We start from the raw sequence: 15,231 nt of genomic DNA, 5'->3' as shown, positions 1-15,231 counted from the left end.
CCGCCCACTGCTCATCTGAAAGATCCCCTCGCCCCACACCGAGATCATCACGGCACAGGGCGAGACACGGACCCCAGTTCTAAAACACGGCCTAGCGGCCGACGGTGGTCCAGTCGGTGGGGGCGGGCGGTACCGAGCGGCCTGCGGCGTGCTCGTGAAGGCGCCGAGTCAGTTCCGGCAGGTCGTACGACGGGAAACTCACCTGGAGCAGCTGGAGACGAAACCGCGATGGCAGCTCCTCCTTGAACATCGCCACGTCCATCGGCTTGATCCGCACGTCCCACGCGTCGGGAGCCGCCCAGTGCGTCATCCGGACGTAGAACGCGTCCCGCGGGCCGGCATTCGCCACGGCCGAGAGGAAAGCGAGGCCGCTGTCGGCCGGGAAGTCGATGAGCATCCAGCCGCGCCTGGACTCCACCCACTCCGTCATGTGCGGCAGCTTCTCCGGCCGGCCCGCGTTGCTCTCGCCCAGGTCCTGGCAGCAGGTGAAGGTGTCGAACCCGCACTCCCAGATCGCCTGGATGGTGGGTGCGAGCTGCTCGTCGATCTGTGCGTGCCGGTCGCCGACCCGGACGAGAACGGTGGGGTGGGTGCCTTCGTAAGAGGTCATCGAGCGAGCGTACGAGCGGGGTACGACACCTGTCCGGGTAGGTGCTGTACCGCCCGAGGTCTCGCACCGCGGCCTACGGCCGTGACGCTCGGTAAGCGGCGGGCAGCCCGCCGAGGCGGCCGGGGTGGCCGGAACGCAGCAACGGCGGCCACCACCTCTACGACGAGGACCCAGTGACCGACTCCGCGCCGTGGATGAACGAGTCCACCCAGCCGCTCGGCTTCGGTTGCGGCTTCACGCTGCCCTGACCGCTCGAGCCGTAAGCGCAGTAGCCGAAGCAGTGCCCCCGACCGCGCCCGTTTCGCTGGTTCTGCTGCGGGCGGCCGGGCCGGTAGGGGTCCGTGTATTGGTCCCCGGAGAGGGGGGTGTGCGCGGAGAGGGCGGGGGCGGTCCGGGGCGTGGCGGCTACGGCGGAGGTCATGGAGAGGCCGCCGACCGCTACGGCGGCGACGGCGGTGAGCGGGACGAGGAGGCGGGTGAGGTGGGTGGTCATGGCCGGGGGCCTTCCAGGGTCCGGGGGTGGGGACGGCCGCTGTCGTACGTCGCGGCTGTCGGTTCTTCCATTACCTCCGGCCCGGCCGCCCGGCGCACGACCCGGGAAGTCGGGGCTTGACGGCCGCGCGTGGGAGTGCCACGCCCCTCTTGCCGGGGTCTTGAGGGCGCTCTGTCCCAAGGGGGCCCACGGAGCCGATCACCGCCATCGCCGAGCACCTCGGCGTCGGCCGCTCCCGCCCCGGTCGCCGCATCGTCACTCTCCACCGAGGCGGCGGAATTCATGCGTGGCCAGAGGAAACAATGACGAGAGGATGTTCGACTGCAACTCTCCGGTGAGGACGGACGCGAGGAATTGCGTACATGACACGGGATGGTGTTCCCATCGGTCGCTCACCTCGTTCACCATGACGGTCCAGTCGTTCGGCTCGACGCCCGGCAGAACGAGCCAGTACAGGCACTCTCCGTTGTCCGTGGTCGCCCACGGGATGAGCACGGACCCTTCGGTCTCCAGTTCCGTCGGCTTCTTCTCGACCGTCCAGAGGCCTTGCAGGTCTTCGAACTGGTACTTGGCCCATGCGAGGAGGTCGTAGTGCTTGTTGGGGCAGTCGGGCTCCAGGACGTAAAGGTAGTCGTCCCAGTTGCTTCCTCCGTAGACGCCGATGAGTTCCTTGTAGTCATCGGGGAGTTCGACTGCGAGGGCGCGTTCGACCTCGCCCCAATCCTTGTCGCGGAGCCGGCTCGGCGCCGGGGCGATGTCCAGCAGACGTGCAAGGGCGTTGCTCACAGCGGGGTCCTGCTTCTCAGGCTTGGCGCGTCCGGACGGACGGGCGGGATGACAGTGGGCGGCAGGTGCCGGCGAGTGGCACCTGCTCGACTTCAGGGCCGGTCAGGTCCGCGATAAGGCAGGGTCTGGCTGTAGACGACGCTCGTGGTCGTGCTGCCGAAGCCGGCCAGCTCGTCCATGAGCGTCTCCAGGTGTTCCATGGAGGTCGCGGCCACCTTCAGGGTGTAGCAGTCGTCGCCGGTGGTGCGCAGGCACTCCAGGATTTCCCGTCGATCCGCGAGCAGCCGGCGCAACGGCTGGTGGCGGTTGCCCGGGTACTTCAACCGGACGACGGCCAGCACGGGGTAGCCGACCTCGGTCAGGTCGACCACGGCGCGGTAGCCGGTGATGACGCCCGTCGCCTCCAGCTGCCGCACCCGTTCCGTGGTGGCGGACGAGCCGAGACCCACTCGCCGCCCCAACTCGCTGAGGGAGATGCGCGCGTCCCGTTGCAGCTCGTCGATGATCGCCCAGTCGATGTCATCAAGATTCCCGGCCATATGGCGACCCTACCGGGAAACTCGTGGAGAAATGTTCAGTTGACCGGAAGAAGAATCTGTCATTTTTCTTGATCGCCGAGATAGCCTCCACACATGCAACTTGGCGTGAACGTACCGAACTTCGGGCCGGGAACCGATCCTGGCGTGCTGCGCGAGTGGGCGCGGATCGTGGAAGGGCTCGGCTTCGATCTCCTCATGGTGTCGGATCATGTGGCCGTCACCCCGGACGTGTCCGCGCGCTACCCGGCGCCGTTCTACGAGCCGTTCACCACCCTGTCCTGGCTTGCCGGCATCACCACCAGGGTGCGGCTGGGCACGACGGTGCTCGTGATGCCGTACCGGCACCCGCTGTTGGTGGCGCGCATGGCCACGAATCTCGACCAGCTCAGCGGTGGCAGGCTCGTGCTCGGGGTGGGAGTCGGCTGGGCACGGCAGGAATTCGACGCGCTCGGCGTGCCGTTCACCGCGCGCGGCAGGCTGACCGACGAGCACCTCGTCGCCCTGCGCAAGGCCTGGCACGAGGAGCGCCACGAGCGCACCGCCCCGATCCCTCTCTGGGTCGGCGGCAACAGCGAGGCGGGCATCCGCCGCGCCATCAGGTTCGGCGATGCCTGGCATCCGCTGCGGGGCACCCTGCCCTGGATGCGCTCGGTCGTGACGAGCCGCACGCTGCCGGCGTTCGCGCCCCGCATCGCCCTGCGGCTGACCGACGCACCGGTCAGCGGCCCCGAGCGACTCGCGGGCACCGGCACCCTCGAACAGGTCCGCGAAGATCTCGACGAGCTTCGCCGCCTCGGGGCCGACGCCGTGGTGCTCGACCCCTACCACGGCGATCCCGAGGAAACACGCCGACCCCACGAGGCCTGGCGGGCACTCACCTCCGTTGCCACACACTGGAAGACATCTTCATGATCATTGCTGCCGACGAGGCACTCCTACGGCGCGCCGTCGCCATCGCGGCCCATGCCACCACCCTGGGCGACGCACCCTACGGCTCCCTGCTGGCCGGCCCCGACGGCACGATCCTCGCCGAAGCCCACAACACCGTGCGGCGTGACGACGACATCACCGCCCACCCCGAATTGAAACTCGCACGCTGGGCGGCACGCGAACTCGACCCTCACACCGCCGCACGCACCACTCTGTACACCAGCTGCCAACCATGCGGCATGTGCGCCGGCGGCATCGTCCGCTCCGGGCTCGGACGTGTCGTGTACGCACTCTCCACCGAGCAACTCGTGGAGCTCAACCCGGAGTCGGGCACATGGCCCACGGTGGCCCAGGACGGCCCCGCCCTGTTCGACGAGGCACGCATCCCCATCGACGACTACTACCGGCCGAATCGGTGAAGGCGCGTGTGGGCATGAAACGGGGGTCCGGGCCGCTGTCCGTGAGGGCAGGCTTCCCACCAGCGGGCCCGGCGCGCCTCGGGACGCGGGCACGGGCGGCCGGGCCGTCAGGGACCGGATGTACGAGGCATGAGCCGTCGACGGCGTCGGCGGCCGGCCCGTCTCATGCCACCTTGATGACAACCTTGCCCGAGGCGTGACCGTTCTCGACGGTGGCGAGGGCGGCCGGGGCGTCGGAGAGCGGATGGACCGCGGTGATTACGGGTGTGAGCACTCCCTCGAGGGCCAGCCGGGCCGACCGCTCCAGGTTTTCGCGGTCGACGCGACGCTCGACGAAACGCCCACCGAGATCGAGCACAGACGTATCACCCACAGCGATGACGTTGCGGTGATTCCGGGCCAGGCCAGCGACCAGCCGCAGCGAGGTGCCTCCGACCAGGTCGACGATCCCGTCGACACTGTCCGGAACCAGCTCGTGTACCGCGGCAACGACATCCTTGGTGGTGTAGTCGATGAAGTGCACCCCGATGGCCTCGGCGTGTTCGCGTTTGGCAGTGCTGCCGGTGCCGATCACGCGTAGCTCACGACCGATGGCCAGCCGGGCGACGGCGAGGCCGACCCCGCCTCCGACCCCGTTGACCAGGACCGTGGCACCTGCCGGGAGGCCGAGCTGGTCGAGCACGTCCACCGCGGTGGTCCCGGCCACCGGCAGCGTTGCCGCCACGGTCATGGACAGGCCCTCCGGGATGCGTGCGGTGTTCGGTGCGGACAGCACCGTCGTCTCGGCGTAGGTTCCGCCACCGGTGAGTGCGAAGCCGAAGACCGCGTCACCCACTTCGAGCCCGTTGACGTCCTCGCCCCGCGCGAGGACGGTTCCGGCTGCCTCCATGCCCAGCACGCGGGGAAACGGACGTCCGCCGTCGAGCCCGTCGACCAGACCTGAGCGCAGAAGGTGGTCGAGGGGATTCACGCCTGCGACGTCGACCTGGATCAGCACCTCGCCGGGACCGGGGACGGGATCGGGACGATCGAAGAACTCCTGCACCTCGGGCCCGCCATACCTGTCGAAACCCCACGCCTGCCCCATCTTTCGCCGCCTCTCATATGACCGCCCCGGTGAGTTCCGGGCGTTGTCGCCACTCTCCCCTTTGACATTGATGTGAGGGGCAAGCGGATGAGATGCAGATCACAGCATCAGGACGGCTGCGCCACCGGTGCCGGGCCCGTGGACAGCTCCGCCCGGTGCCGACTGTTGGCCCTGATCAGCACGTCGAGTGCCTCCCGGGTCTCGATCAGGTGCGCGATGGCGGCGTCAATTCGGTCGCGCTCGCGCATCATCGCCGTGAACGTCTCCTCGGCGACATCCAGGTCATCCGGGACGTCCACACACGGCAACACGGTTGCGATCACCCTGCTGGACATACCCGCATCGAACAGCTGCCGGATGAGCGAAACGCGCTGAACCGCAGCATCGGAATAGTGACGCTGCCCCGCCTCGGAGCGCGAGCTGGTCAACAGACCCTGCTCTTCGTAGTACCGCAGTGAGCGGGGACTCACGCCCGAACGCTTCGACAACTCGCCTATCCGCATCCTTGAGAGCCTACGCCCGCGTGTGCCCCACGCTCAGAGCGCGTCGCCGGTGGCGGTGGCGGCGCGGTCGAACGATCCGGGGCGCCCACGCGGGATGGGCGCCCCGGCTGCTCGGCGTTCACGTCCACGGACGGTGTCCGGTTCGGCGGAGGTGGCGCGGCGCCGCCCAGCACATGCCTGGCTAGGCGAAGGAGAACCAGTTGACGTTGACGAAGTCGGAGGGCTGGCCGCTGTCGAAGGTCAGATAGACGTCGTGCGTTCCGGTGGTGCGGCGGATGTCGGCGGGGACGGTGCGCCAGGCCTGCCAGCCGCCGGTGTTGGCGACGGAGAAGCCGCCGACCGGCGTGGCTGTGGGGCTGTCGAGGCGGACCTGGACCAGGCCGCTGACTCCGCCGGCGGCTCCGGAAGCGACGCGGGCGTCGAAGCGGGTGGCGCCGGTGGAGCCGAAGGCGACGGCCGAGTACTTGAGCCAGTCCCCGTTGGACAGATGGCCGACGTCGGATCCGCCGCCGCCGTCGGAGCAGGCCTCGACCTGTGCTCCGGACTGGGCGTTGAACGCCTCCGCCTGGATGGTGGTGAACGCGCCGACCCCGCCGCCCGGGGCGGTGGCGGTCGGCGTCGGGTCCGGTGTGCCGCCCCCGGCCACACCGCCGACCGTGATGGTCCAGCGGCCGGGGGTGCCCGACTGTACCTTGCCCTCGAAGTCGACTCCGGCCGGATGCACGTCGTCGTACGGGAAGGCGTACCCGAGATGGTCGGGGGTGGTGTTGTGCAGGATGCGGGCGTAGTGGTTCGTGCGCGGTCGGGTGTAGAAAGCGGCGGGGTTCTCGGCGGTCGGCTGGTGGGGGTTGTCCAGCAGCGTGGTGCGGTTGAAGGCGGCGGCGAGCCGTGCGCTGAGATTGCCCATCAGGTCGTTGCCCGTGGTGAAGGGCGCGTCGCTGCAGGAGAAGATCGAAAGGGTGGACGGCTTGGCGAAGCTGCCGACTCCGGGGAAGGTGAGGACGTCGCCATTGACCCGGCCGGTGACGGTTCCCCAGCTGAACTGGGTGTCGATGCGCAGGTCGGTGGAGCGGTACTTGTTCCACACCTCGTCCACGTAGCCGTCGAAGTAGCCACGGAACAAGGCGTTGTTGCCGCGGATCGCCAGGTTGGGGCTGAGCACGCGCACGTCGCGGCCACCCGCGGCGACGATCAGCCTGCTCCAGTCGCTGCCGTCGGCAGCGGACTGGGCCCGCAGCGCGGCGGCGACCCGGGACAGTCCGTCGGCGGGCAGGCCGCGCACCGTCTGGGTGCCCTGCCCGGTCTCCAGTTGGAAGGAGATCGGCAGCGAGACCATGTCGACGAATGTGATGTTGGCGTACAACTGGTCGCTGTTGAAGGTGAATTCGCAGAAGTCGTGAGCGACGTTCGCGTTGGGGTCGGTGGGGTTGCTCACCGACGGCAGGGCCAGACCGCCGCCGCGGTTCACCAGGAAGGTGAGCTTCGTGCCGACCGAGAAGTAGATCCGGCCGCTGTCCAGGCGCGGCAGCGTCACCCGCCGGGCTCCGGCGCCGGACGCGTTGAGCGGGATGGCGCAGTCGACCCCGAGCGGGGTCTGATCGTTGGCCGGAGCCGGCGGGTGGTACAGGCCGGCGCCGTTGGCCTGGATGAAGGCCCAGGTGCCGCCGGCCGCGGGGTCTCGGCCGAGCACGTAGGCGTACACCGTGTTGTTGCCGGTGGTGTTCACCAGGTCCAGGGGGAGCGTGGCGGTGGTGGACGCGTTGGCGCCCATCTCGAGCCAGGCTGCCGCGGCGGGCACGCCCAGCGCCAGGCCCGCTGTCACGGCGAGGAGTTTTCTGCGGGGCATGGTTCGTTGGTGGCGAGCCGTCACGGTGGGGGTCCGTTCTTCGTGAGGTCGGGCGGGGGAGCGGTCGGACGCGGGGACCGGGGGAGGGGGAGGGGGAGGGGGAGGGGGAGGGAGAAGGGAGGGCGGTGGGGCCGGTGGGTCAGCCGACCGTCCACTTCTGGTTGGCGGCGCCGGTGCAGGTCCAGGTCTGCAACCGGGTACCGTCCGCGGAGGAGTTGCCCTTGGCATCCAGGCACTTGCCCGCACCGGTGTTGGTGAGGTCGCGGGCGGCGGTGTACGTCCACTTCTGGGCGTTGGTGCCGTTGCAGGTGTAGAGCTGGACGACGGCGCCGTCGGCGGTGGAGCCGCCCGCGACGTCAAGGCACTTGCCGAGGGCGCGGACGGTGCCGTCGCCCCCGATGGTCCACTGCTGGGCCGGGCTGCCGGTGCAGTCGTGCAGCTGGATGGGGGTGCGGTCGGCGTCGGAGCCGCCGGCGACGTCGACGCACATGCCGCCGATGCCACGGATCGGGCGGGCTGCGGGGGCGTCGGCGGAGGAGGCGCGGACGTAGTCGACGGTCATCGTCTGCGGGAAGGACGTGGAGGCGTCCGGGCTGCCGGGCCAGTCCCCACCGACCGCCAGGTTGAGGATGACGAAGAACGGGTGGTCGAAGACCCACTTGTTGCCGCCGGTGTCGGCCGGCGTGAGGGTCTTGTACGTGGTGCCGTCCACCGACCAGACGAGGGAGTTCGGGCTCCAGTCGACGGCGAACACGTGGAAGTCGTCGGCGAAGGCGCGGCCGCCGGGCAGGCTGTACGCGGCGCCGAGGCCGCCCGCTCCGGAGTAGCCGGGGCCGTGCACAGTACCGTGCACGGTGTTGGGCTCGGGGCCGATGTTCTCCATGATGTCGATCTCGCCGCTGCCCGGCCAGCCCACGCTGCCGAGGTCGTTGCCGAGCATCCAGAAGGCGGGCCAGATGCCCTGGCCGCGCGGGATCTTGATGCGGGCCTCGAAGCGGCCGTACGCCTGGGTGAAGGTTTTGGCGGTGTTCAGCCGGGCGGAGGTGTACTGGCACTGCCCGTACCAGCAGCCGAGGCCGGCGTCGGTGTTCTTCCGCGCGGTGATGACGAGGTTGCCCTGGCCGTCGAGCGCGGCGTTCGAGGTGCTGTTGGTGTAGTACTGCAGCTCGTGGTTGCCGAAGCCCGAACCACCGGTCTCAAGAGTCCACTTGGCGGCGTCAGGAGCGCGGCCGGCCGCGCCGTCGAACTCGTCGGACCAGGCCTGCGCGACAACTGCGGCACCGGCGGGCGGGGCGACCGAGCGGGTGAAGGACATGAGCACCGCCGCGACCAGGGCGGTGGTCACGAGGAGCACCATTCCGCCGAGAGAGCGGCGACGTGCGCGATGAGCAGCAGCCATGGGCATGGGTCCTTGTCTGGGGTGGGGGAGGAGGAGGGGGCCAGGCCGGGCGAGCGAGCCGTGACGAGTGGCAGCAGGGGTACGAGAGCGCTCTCAAACGTGACGCAATGTCACCCGAGGCAGTGAGTATTACGGAGGGATAACTGTCCTGGCAACGTCGGACGTCGCTCCTCACACGCCTCTGACCTGCGGTTTTCGCGGGTGGCCTGCGGCTTAACGATCTCTTAAGGCTGGCTTGATGCAGCGAGGTGTGAATCGGAGCCTCACGTGATCGTCGGCCGGACCGCCGCCGCGCAGCCTCTCGATCGGTGCACCGGCTTCGGTCCGGGACGCCGGACACCTCGACGAGCGGCGCCGCCGGCCCCGTACGGGAAGCCGGGCGACAGGTCCTCCGGGGCTCGCGCCCGGAGGACCTGGTGCCGCGCCGACCTCGGGCGTGTGCAACGTCAGGCGGTGTGCAGCGTCAGGCCGTAGCGGCCGAGGATTTCGTTGATCGGCTGGAACCATGTCTGGCCGCCGGACGAGCAGTTGCCCCAGCCGCCGGAGGTGACGCCTTGGGCCTGGTCCCCGCTGAGGAACGAGCCGCCGGAGTCGCCTCCCTCGGCGCAGACGCTGGTCTTCGTCATCTGGTGAACGGCGCCCTGGCTGTAGTTGACGGTCTCGTTCTTGGCGAGGACGGTGCCGCAGTGCCAGTGCGTCGTGGACCCCGACCGGCAGATCGAGGCGCCCACGGGTGCTTCGGCGGAGCCGCGTACCAGCTGGTCCGGGATGGTGCCCCAGCCGAGCACCACCGGTACGGTCCACCAACCGCTGTGGATGCCGATGTACGCGTAGTCGTTGCCGGGGAACGAGGATCCCTGGAAGGTGCCCATCGCCGACCCGTCCCAGCCGCGCACGGCGGCCCCCGCCTGCCCGCAGTGACCGGCCGTCACGAAGCCGCCGTACACGGAGAAGCCGATCGAACAGCGGACGTTGCCGGTGTAGTACGGGTCGCCGCCGACGGTGCCCGCGGCGTAGGTACGGGGCTCCTGTGTCGTCTCGGCGACGGTGACGGGGCCGGCGGCCCGGGCCCGGTCGACGAACTCCCGCACGGCGGGGGCTTCCCGCTCGGTACGTACGACCGTGACGACGACGCTGTTGGTCCGATGGTCGACGTGCCAGCCGGCCACCCCGGTGGGGGCGTGCAGCGTGTCCAGGCGCGCTTTGGCGCGGTCCAGCGCGGCGGCGCTGTGCTGGACGAGGCGGGTGTCGGCGCCCAGTGCCCGCACTTCGGACTCCTGCGCGCGGTCGGTCACCGCGACGACGAGCCGGCCGGTGGACGGCTCGAACCACGACCCGCCGTACGCACCACCCGTGGCCTGCCGTGCGGTCTTCTCCACGGCCGTGGCGGCCTTTTCCGCGCTCAGCCGTTCTTCGGCCTGGGGAGCGGTGAGCCCGAGGTCCCGGCGCATCGCGTCGAGCAGTCCGGCCGAGGCGGACGGCGTTGCGGCGGACGATGCCGCGGCGGGCTCCGGAAGCGGGGCGGCGCTCGCCACGCCGGTGTGGGCGGCGCCGAGACCGACGGTCAGGAGCAGAGAGGCGACGGCGGCGCGTAAGGGGCTGGTGGGTTTCACGAGACCTCCTGGCGTGGGGGATCGAACGCTTGAGAGCGCTCTCAGAGAGTGTCGGGCGCTACGCTAGCCGACCTCATTTGTCAGGTCCATACCAAATTCCGGTTCCGCCGCGGCGGGACCCGCCCCCGGCCGAGGGTCGACTTCGTCACCGGCCTGACCGACGTCGCGGTCGCGGCCGGGGATCGGCGGATCACACGGCCGCCGATCTCGACGCCCAGGTCCGCGCGTTCGCTGCAGAGGGCGTAGTGGGCGCCGTACCCGACCGGGCCCGGCTCCCCCTGAGCCGGTTCCGCGACTTCGACCTCGAGCTGCTCGTCATCGAGCAGCTCATGTACGGCCCCGAGCCCCTTCTCCTCCCGGCCTACGACCTGCCCGCGCGGCCGGCCGAGCACGGGATCGGCGACCCCGCGTCCCACGTACTGGAGAAGGGCCTCCACGGGGAGGTGCTGTGGGAGTCCCGGGCCCATTTCGAGGCCTTGGAGATCCCGGCCGCACTGCTCGCCGGCGTCGAGGACGGCATGGGCTCGGCCTGACCGCCCCGCCGCCGCCCCCCGCGGGCACGGCACCGGGGCCGCCGGCGTCGGCGCGGGGCTCGCGGGGAATACTGAACCAATGCGTCAGATGCCGCCGACCGCCGTGGTCCCGGAGCCGGAGCCGGAGCCGGTGACGGCCGAGCCGCCGCACCCGGTGGACCGCCCGTTGCTCACCCAGTCCTGGCTCGACCTGGCCTTCCTGCACTGGGCCGCCGACCCCGCCCACGTGGCCCCGTTGCTGCCGGCCGGCACCGTGCCGGACACCCTGGACGGGGTGACGTACGTCGGCCTGATCGCCTTCCGCATGCACAAGGTCGGCTGGTTCCGCCTGCCCGGCGTCCCCTACCTGGGCTCCTTCCCGGAGACCAACGTCCGCCTCTACTCCGTCGACGCCCGCGGTCGCCGCGCCGTGGTCTTCCGGTCGCTGGACGCCTCCCGGTTGATCCCGGTGGCCATCGGCCGGGCGGCGTTCCGGCTCCCGTACGTCTGGTCCCGGATGGCGGTCCGTCGCGAGGGCGACACGGTCACGTACACCAGCAGCCGGCGCCTGCCCGGCCCGCGCGGCGCGCACAGCCGGATCGCCGTACGGGTGGGTGAGCCCCTCGCGGAGCCGACGGCCCTGGAGCACTTCCTGACCGCGCGCTGGGGCATGCACACGGAACTCCTCGGCCGACCGCTGTACGTCCCGAACGCGCACCCGCGCTGGCCGCTGCACCGCGCCGAGGTCCTCGACTGCGACGAGGACCTGGTGGCAGCGGCGGGCCTGCCCGCCCCGGCCGGGCCGCCGGTCAGCGTCCTCTACTCGCCCGGGGTCCCCGTACGCTTCGGACGGCCGTCCCTGGGTCCTTGACCCGGGCGACCCGGGGCGCGTCTCAGCCCTGGGCGGGTGTGTCGTTCGCCACCTCGGCGACCGGCGTCGCCGGCGCGGTCAGGGGGCCCGTGAGGTAGGCCAGCAGGCCGGCGATCTCGTGGCCGGCCTCCGCCGGGTGGCGGAAGCGCGCGCCCGGAGCCACGACGTAGCGGTTGCGCCGCCCGTCCCGGGTCCTGCTGAGGTACCCGTCCGCCTGCAGGTCCGTGACGATGGCCTGCACGGTGCGCTCGGTCAGACCGCACTCCACCGCGATGTCGCGCAGCCGGATGCCCGGGTCGCGCGCGATGGCGATCAGAACCCGGGCATGGTTCGTCAGGAAGGTCCAGCCGTTGCGGCGGGGCCCAGTGTGCTCGCTCTCCACACCGTCATTCTTGAGGGATGACTCACGAAATGCAATTCCCGAACTGGTTTTCCGGTATTACTTGACGTCTGTCCCGTGCCCCGACAGGGTGCAGGGGAGGCGGAAGCAGAGTTCCGCATGACCAGAGCTTTCGAGCGACGCACCGCACCGCAAGCACACGTGCCCAAGGAGCGAAGACGATGACCTTCACGGCCACGGCCGAGGCCATGACCCCGACGACGATCCCGACGACCGCCATCCCCGGCGGTGGCACCGGCGAAGCCCCCGCACCGGGCGGGCTGCCGGACGTGCCCTGCCCGCGGGAACTGTCGACCAGCGACGCCCGTGAGCTGACCCATGTCTTCTTCGAACGGCTGCAGAGCCTCGAAGAGGGCACCCGCGAGTACCAGTACGTGCGCAACACCCTGATCGAGATGAACATCTCACTGGTGCAGTTCGCCGCCCGTCCGTTCCGCGACCGCCCCGGCGGCCCCGAGAACGAGGACATCGTGCAGGTCGGCATCATCGGGCTGATCAAGGCGATCGACCGCTACGACCCCGAGCGCAACACACAGCTCAGCACGCTCGCCCTGCCCTACATCACGGGCGAGATCAAGCGCCACTTCCGGGACACCACCTGGGCCGTACGGGTGCCGCGCCGCCTCCAGGAGCTGCGCCTGCAGCTCGCGAAGGCCACGGAGGAGCTGACCTCCGAGACGGACCGCGCGCCCACCCCCGCGGAGCTCGCCGAGCGGCTGGACCTCACCGAGGACGAGGTCCGTCAGGGCCTTATCGCGGCCAACGGCTACTCCACCCAGTCCCTCGACGTGCCCCAGGACGGCGCCGCCGGTGGCTCCCAGACGTCCACGGCCTCGCGCAGCCTCGCCGAGACCATGGGCGACATCGACCCCGCCCTGGAAGCGGTGGAGGACCGGCACGCTCTCGCGCCCCTGCTCGCCGACCTGGACGAGCGCTCCACCCAGATCCTGGAGCTGCGTTTCGGCCAGGAGATGACCCAGGCGGAGATCGGCGAGGAGATCGGCCTCTCCCAGATGCAGGTGTCCCGCCTGCTCACCCGCACGCTCGGCACCCTGCGCGAGGAACTGCTGCACAGCTGACCACCCCGTGAAGCCGACCCCGGGAGGCCGAGAGGTCCGGAGGCCGGGAAGCCTGACCACGTACGCCCGACCCGGGCCCGCCTGAACCCGCTCGACCTGCGCGTCGGCGTCAGGCGGACCCGGGTCGGCCCGTCCGTAGGCGCTCGGCGTCGATCTCGGCCCAGACGACCTTGCCGCGCCCGACGGCCTGGACACCCCACCGGTCCGCGAGCCGGTGCACCAGGCGCAGGCCGTGCCCGCCGGGGCGCCCCGGGTGGGCCGAACGCGAGGGGTGCAGCGGTCGCGGGAGATCACCCAGGCCGTCGTACACCTCGACACGCAGCACGTCCCCGGCGCGGAGCAGCAGCTCGTGGCAGCCGCCGGCGTGCAGTTTGGCGTTGGTGACCAGCTCGGACACGAGCAGGACGGCGTCCTCGGCGGTGTCGTGACCGTCCCACCCCCAGTCCGCCAGCGCCTCGCGGGTGAACCGGCGGCCGCGCGCGACCTGCCGCAAGGCGTCGCGCAGGGCGAGCCGACGGAGCTGTGTGAAGGCCGGTCCCCGCGTGTCCGATGCGGGCCCGCCGGTGTCCGGTCCGATGGTCTGCACTGCGCACTCACCTCGTCCTCGGCTGTCGTCTCCTGGTCGCTTGTACCCACCATCGGGAATCGGACGCCCCGTTTGTCCCGGCGTGCCCCGGGCACGTGCGACGGGACCTGTCCCCCAGACCCGTCCAGAGGAGTCATGAACAGCATTCTGCAAGTGTCGGCCTTCATCGGCGGCGCGATCGTGCTCACCTTCGCCGCGGGCAGGGCCACCGACCTGTTGCTGCGGCGCGCGGCCGCGCGTCACCCCGAGACACCGCTCTGGACCATGTTGCGCCGCTGTCGCACGTCGGTACGGGTCCTGCTGCTCGCGGCGACGCTGCGCGCCGTGTACCGGCAGATCGGGTGGCAGCCGCTGCGGGAGCACGAGGCGGCCGTGGGGAGGGTCCTGACACTCGTACTGATCGGCGCGAGCGCCTGGTGCGTCGTCCTGGTGACCTCCGCCGTGGTCGAGTCCTCGTACGCCCGCTACGCGCACGGCACCCGTGACCCTTCCCGGGTCCGCCGGGTCCGCACCCAGGTGACGCTCATCATGCGGATCGTCACCGCGGTGGTCGCCGTGGTGGCCGCCGCGGCGATGTTGCTGACCTTCCCCGACCTGCGCGCCGTCGGCACCTCGCTGCTGGCCTCGGCCGGGATCATCGGCATCGTCGCGGGCGTGGCCGCCCAGTCCACCCTCGGCAACCTCTTCGCCGGATTCCAGATCGCCTTCGGCGACATGGTGCGGATCGGCGACACGGTCGTGGTGGCCGGCGAGTGGGGTGTGGTCGAGGAGATCACGCTCACCTTCCTGGCCGTGCGTACCTGGGACGAACGCCGGATCACCATGCCCGTCTCGTACTTCACGGGGCGCCCCTTCGAGAACTGGTCGCGCGGCGGGATACAGATGACCGGAACGGTCTTCCTGCACTGCGACCACACCACCCCCGTGGCGCTGATGCGCGAGAAGCTCCGGGAGATCCTCGACGGCTGCGAGGCCTGGGACGGCCGCGGCTGGGACCTGTCGGTCACCGACACGACGCCCAGCGCCATCGTGGTGCGGGCGATCGTCACCGCGAAGGACGCGGACGACCTGTGGACCGCCCGCTGTGCGGTTCGCGAACAACTCGTCGCCTGGCTGGCCGAGAAGCACCCGTACGCCCTGCCGCGGGTCTCGACGGCCGCGGCCCCGGCCACGCCCGCGGACGGTGTTTCGAAACGCGCACCCGGGTCAGACGCGTGAGGAAGAACGGCAAGGACGCGAACACGGATCGAGGGGAGTAGGACATGACGAAGGTGGCACGCCTGCCGGGCCGTGCGGAACACCAGTGGGAGTGGCAGGAGGAAGCCGCGTGCCGGGCGCTCGGTACGGACCGCTTCTTCCACCCGGCGGGGGAGCGTGGCGAGGAGCGCGCCGCACGGGAGCAGGAGGCCAAGGAGGTCTGCGCCTTCTGCCCGGTGCGATCGCAGTGCCTGAGCCACGCGCTGCGCGTGCAGGAGCCGTACGGGGTGTGGGGCGGACTGACCGAGGACGAGCGACGCGAGCTGGGTGCACGCAAGGCGGGCTGACCGACCGGGTGTGC

General features: G+C 70.6%; 18 protein-coding genes. 7 read left to right on the top strand and 11 right to left on the bottom strand.

What is annotated here, in order from left to right:
• Nucleotides 1–91: 91 nt before the first annotated feature.
• The 4 genes from BCL76_RS32425 to BCL76_RS32410 all read right to left on the bottom strand — a co-directional run bounded on the left by BCL76_RS32425 (nt 92) and on the right by BCL76_RS32410 (nt 2,428).
• Entirely contained in the window at nt 92–610 is a 519-nt protein-coding gene (locus BCL76_RS32425) for a hypothetical protein (protein WP_109782915.1), read from the bottom strand.
• A gap of 157 nt (nt 611–767) precedes the next feature.
• Nucleotides 768–1,103 carry a hypothetical protein gene (locus BCL76_RS32420; RefSeq protein WP_109782914.1) on the bottom strand — a complete coding sequence of 112 codons (336 nt, stop codon included), beginning with the start codon at nt 1,101–1,103 and terminating at the stop codon, nt 768–770.
• Nucleotides 1,104–1,358: 255 nt separating this feature from the next.
• A complete protein-coding gene (locus BCL76_RS32415; protein WP_109782913.1) occupies nt 1,359–1,889 on the bottom strand; it encodes an SMI1/KNR4 family protein in 531 nt (176 codons plus the stop codon).
• Between the two features lie 92 nt (nt 1,890–1,981).
• Nucleotides 1,982–2,428 (bottom strand): Lrp/AsnC family transcriptional regulator, encoded by a 447-nt coding sequence (locus BCL76_RS32410; RefSeq protein WP_109782912.1) that lies wholly within the window; start codon nt 2,426–2,428, stop codon nt 1,982–1,984.
• 93 nt (nt 2,429–2,521) lie between these two features.
• Between BCL76_RS32410 and BCL76_RS32405 the strand changes: the two genes are divergently transcribed.
• Both BCL76_RS32405 and BCL76_RS32400 read left to right on the top strand, forming a co-directional pair.
• Nucleotides 2,522–3,340, top strand: a complete 819-nt coding sequence (locus BCL76_RS32405) for an LLM class flavin-dependent oxidoreductase (RefSeq protein WP_109782911.1) — start codon at nt 2,522–2,524, stop codon at nt 3,338–3,340.
• Entirely contained in the window at nt 3,337–3,777 is a 441-nt protein-coding gene (locus tag BCL76_RS32400) for a nucleoside deaminase (RefSeq protein ID WP_109782910.1), read from the top strand. The genes BCL76_RS32405 and BCL76_RS32400 overlap by 4 nt, the downstream gene beginning before the upstream one ends.
• Before the next feature lie 163 nt (nt 3,778–3,940).
• Here BCL76_RS32400 and BCL76_RS32395 read toward each other — a convergent pair whose 3' ends face one another.
• The 5 genes from BCL76_RS32395 to BCL76_RS32370 all read right to left on the bottom strand — a co-directional run bounded on the left by BCL76_RS32395 (nt 3,941) and on the right by BCL76_RS32370 (nt 10,225).
• The gene (locus BCL76_RS32395) at nt 3,941–4,864 is read right to left on the bottom strand and encodes an NADP-dependent oxidoreductase (RefSeq protein ID WP_109782909.1); all 924 of its coding nucleotides are present in this window, start codon (nt 4,862–4,864) and stop codon (nt 3,941–3,943) included.
• A gap of 107 nt (nt 4,865–4,971) precedes the next feature.
• Nucleotides 4,972–5,367 (bottom strand): MerR family transcriptional regulator, encoded by a 396-nt coding sequence (locus tag BCL76_RS32390; protein ID WP_109782908.1) that lies wholly within the window; start codon nt 5,365–5,367, stop codon nt 4,972–4,974.
• 181 nt (nt 5,368–5,548) lie between these two features.
• Entirely contained in the window at nt 5,549–7,213 is a 1,665-nt protein-coding gene (locus BCL76_RS32385; protein WP_109782907.1) for a glycoside hydrolase family 64 protein, read from the bottom strand.
• 139 nt (nt 7,214–7,352) lie between these two features.
• Nucleotides 7,353–8,612: a glycoside hydrolase family 16 protein gene (locus BCL76_RS32380; RefSeq protein WP_109782906.1), complete on the bottom strand. Its 1,260-nt coding sequence runs from the start codon at nt 8,610–8,612 to the stop codon at nt 7,353–7,355.
• A 446-nt stretch (nt 8,613–9,058) separates the two neighbouring features.
• Nucleotides 9,059–10,225 carry a S1 family peptidase gene (locus tag BCL76_RS32370; protein ID WP_109782904.1) on the bottom strand — a complete coding sequence of 389 codons (1,167 nt, stop codon included), beginning with the start codon at nt 10,223–10,225 and terminating at the stop codon, nt 9,059–9,061.
• Nucleotides 10,226–10,470: 245 nt separating this feature from the next.
• Between BCL76_RS32370 and BCL76_RS32360 the strand changes: the two genes are divergently transcribed.
• Both BCL76_RS32360 and BCL76_RS32355 read left to right on the top strand, forming a co-directional pair.
• The gene (locus BCL76_RS32360; RefSeq protein WP_109782902.1) at nt 10,471–10,758 is read left to right on the top strand and encodes a DUF6892 domain-containing protein; all 288 of its coding nucleotides are present in this window, start codon (nt 10,471–10,473) and stop codon (nt 10,756–10,758) included.
• 88 nt (nt 10,759–10,846) lie between these two features.
• Complete coding sequence (locus tag BCL76_RS32355; RefSeq protein WP_109782951.1) at nt 10,847–11,608, top strand: YqjF family protein; 762 nt, start codon at nt 10,847–10,849, stop codon at nt 11,606–11,608.
• 22 nt (nt 11,609–11,630) lie between these two features.
• Here BCL76_RS32355 and BCL76_RS32350 read toward each other — a convergent pair whose 3' ends face one another.
• Nucleotides 11,631–11,990: a helix-turn-helix transcriptional regulator gene (locus BCL76_RS32350; RefSeq protein WP_109782901.1), complete on the bottom strand. Its 360-nt coding sequence runs from the start codon at nt 11,988–11,990 to the stop codon at nt 11,631–11,633.
• A gap of 179 nt (nt 11,991–12,169) precedes the next feature.
• Here BCL76_RS32350 and BCL76_RS32345 point away from each other — a divergent pair, with 179 nt between their 5' ends.
• Nucleotides 12,170–13,087: a SigB/SigF/SigG family RNA polymerase sigma factor gene (locus BCL76_RS32345; protein ID WP_258310029.1), complete on the top strand. Its 918-nt coding sequence runs from the start codon at nt 12,170–12,172 to the stop codon at nt 13,085–13,087.
• A gap of 109 nt (nt 13,088–13,196) precedes the next feature.
• On the opposite strand, the gene BCL76_RS32340 is transcribed toward BCL76_RS32345, so the two are convergent.
• Nucleotides 13,197–13,673: an ATP-binding protein gene (locus BCL76_RS32340; protein WP_109782900.1), complete on the bottom strand. Its 477-nt coding sequence runs from the start codon at nt 13,671–13,673 to the stop codon at nt 13,197–13,199.
• A gap of 135 nt (nt 13,674–13,808) precedes the next feature.
• Here BCL76_RS32340 and BCL76_RS32335 point away from each other — a divergent pair, with 135 nt between their 5' ends.
• Nucleotides 13,809–14,891 (top strand): mechanosensitive ion channel family protein, encoded by a 1,083-nt coding sequence (locus BCL76_RS32335; protein ID WP_109782899.1) that lies wholly within the window; start codon nt 13,809–13,811, stop codon nt 14,889–14,891.
• Between the two features lie 44 nt (nt 14,892–14,935).
• Nucleotides 14,936–15,217 carry a WhiB family transcriptional regulator gene (locus BCL76_RS32330; RefSeq protein ID WP_109782898.1) on the top strand — a complete coding sequence of 94 codons (282 nt, stop codon included), beginning with the start codon at nt 14,936–14,938 and terminating at the stop codon, nt 15,215–15,217.
• The last annotated feature ends 14 nt before the right edge of the window (nt 15,218–15,231 follow it).

The organism is Streptomyces sp. CG 926 (assembly GCF_003148825.1).
Lineage (GTDB): Bacteria > Actinomycetota > Actinomycetes > Streptomycetales > Streptomycetaceae > Streptomyces.
Note: the sequence above shows the minus strand (reverse complement) of the source record. Positions and strands in the feature narration are given on the sequence as shown.

Excerpts from the sequence above, each read along its gene's own strand:
- BCL76_RS32425 (WP_109782915.1), bottom strand. The coding sequence starts at position 610 with ATGACCTCTTACGAAGGCACCCACCCCACCGTTCTCGTCCGGGTCGGC.
- BCL76_RS32420 (WP_109782914.1), bottom strand. The coding sequence starts at position 1,103 with ATGACCACCCACCTCACCCGCCTCCTCGTCCCGCTCACCGCCGTCGCC.
- BCL76_RS32410 (WP_109782912.1), bottom strand. The coding sequence starts at position 2,428 with ATGGCCGGGAATCTTGATGACATCGACTGGGCGATCATCGACGAGCTG.
- BCL76_RS32405 (WP_109782911.1), top strand. The coding sequence starts at position 2,522 with ATGCAACTTGGCGTGAACGTACCGAACTTCGGGCCGGGAACCGATCCT.
- BCL76_RS32400 (WP_109782910.1), top strand. The coding sequence starts at position 3,337 with ATGATCATTGCTGCCGACGAGGCACTCCTACGGCGCGCCGTCGCCATC.
- BCL76_RS32395 (WP_109782909.1), bottom strand. The coding sequence starts at position 4,864 with ATGGGGCAGGCGTGGGGTTTCGACAGGTATGGCGGGCCCGAGGTGCAG.
- BCL76_RS32390 (WP_109782908.1), bottom strand. The coding sequence starts at position 5,367 with ATGCGGATAGGCGAGTTGTCGAAGCGTTCGGGCGTGAGTCCCCGCTCA.
- BCL76_RS32385 (WP_109782907.1), bottom strand. The coding sequence starts at position 7,213 with ATGCCCCGCAGAAAACTCCTCGCCGTGACAGCGGGCCTGGCGCTGGGC.
- BCL76_RS32380 (WP_109782906.1), bottom strand. The coding sequence starts at position 8,612 with ATGGCTGCTGCTCATCGCGCACGTCGCCGCTCTCTCGGCGGAATGGTG.
- BCL76_RS32355 (WP_109782951.1), top strand. The coding sequence starts at position 10,847 with ATGCCGCCGACCGCCGTGGTCCCGGAGCCGGAGCCGGAGCCGGTGACG.
- BCL76_RS32345 (WP_258310029.1), top strand. The coding sequence starts at position 12,170 with ATGACCTTCACGGCCACGGCCGAGGCCATGACCCCGACGACGATCCCG.
- BCL76_RS32335 (WP_109782899.1), top strand. The coding sequence starts at position 13,809 with ATGAACAGCATTCTGCAAGTGTCGGCCTTCATCGGCGGCGCGATCGTG.
- BCL76_RS32330 (WP_109782898.1), top strand. The coding sequence starts at position 14,936 with ATGACGAAGGTGGCACGCCTGCCGGGCCGTGCGGAACACCAGTGGGAG.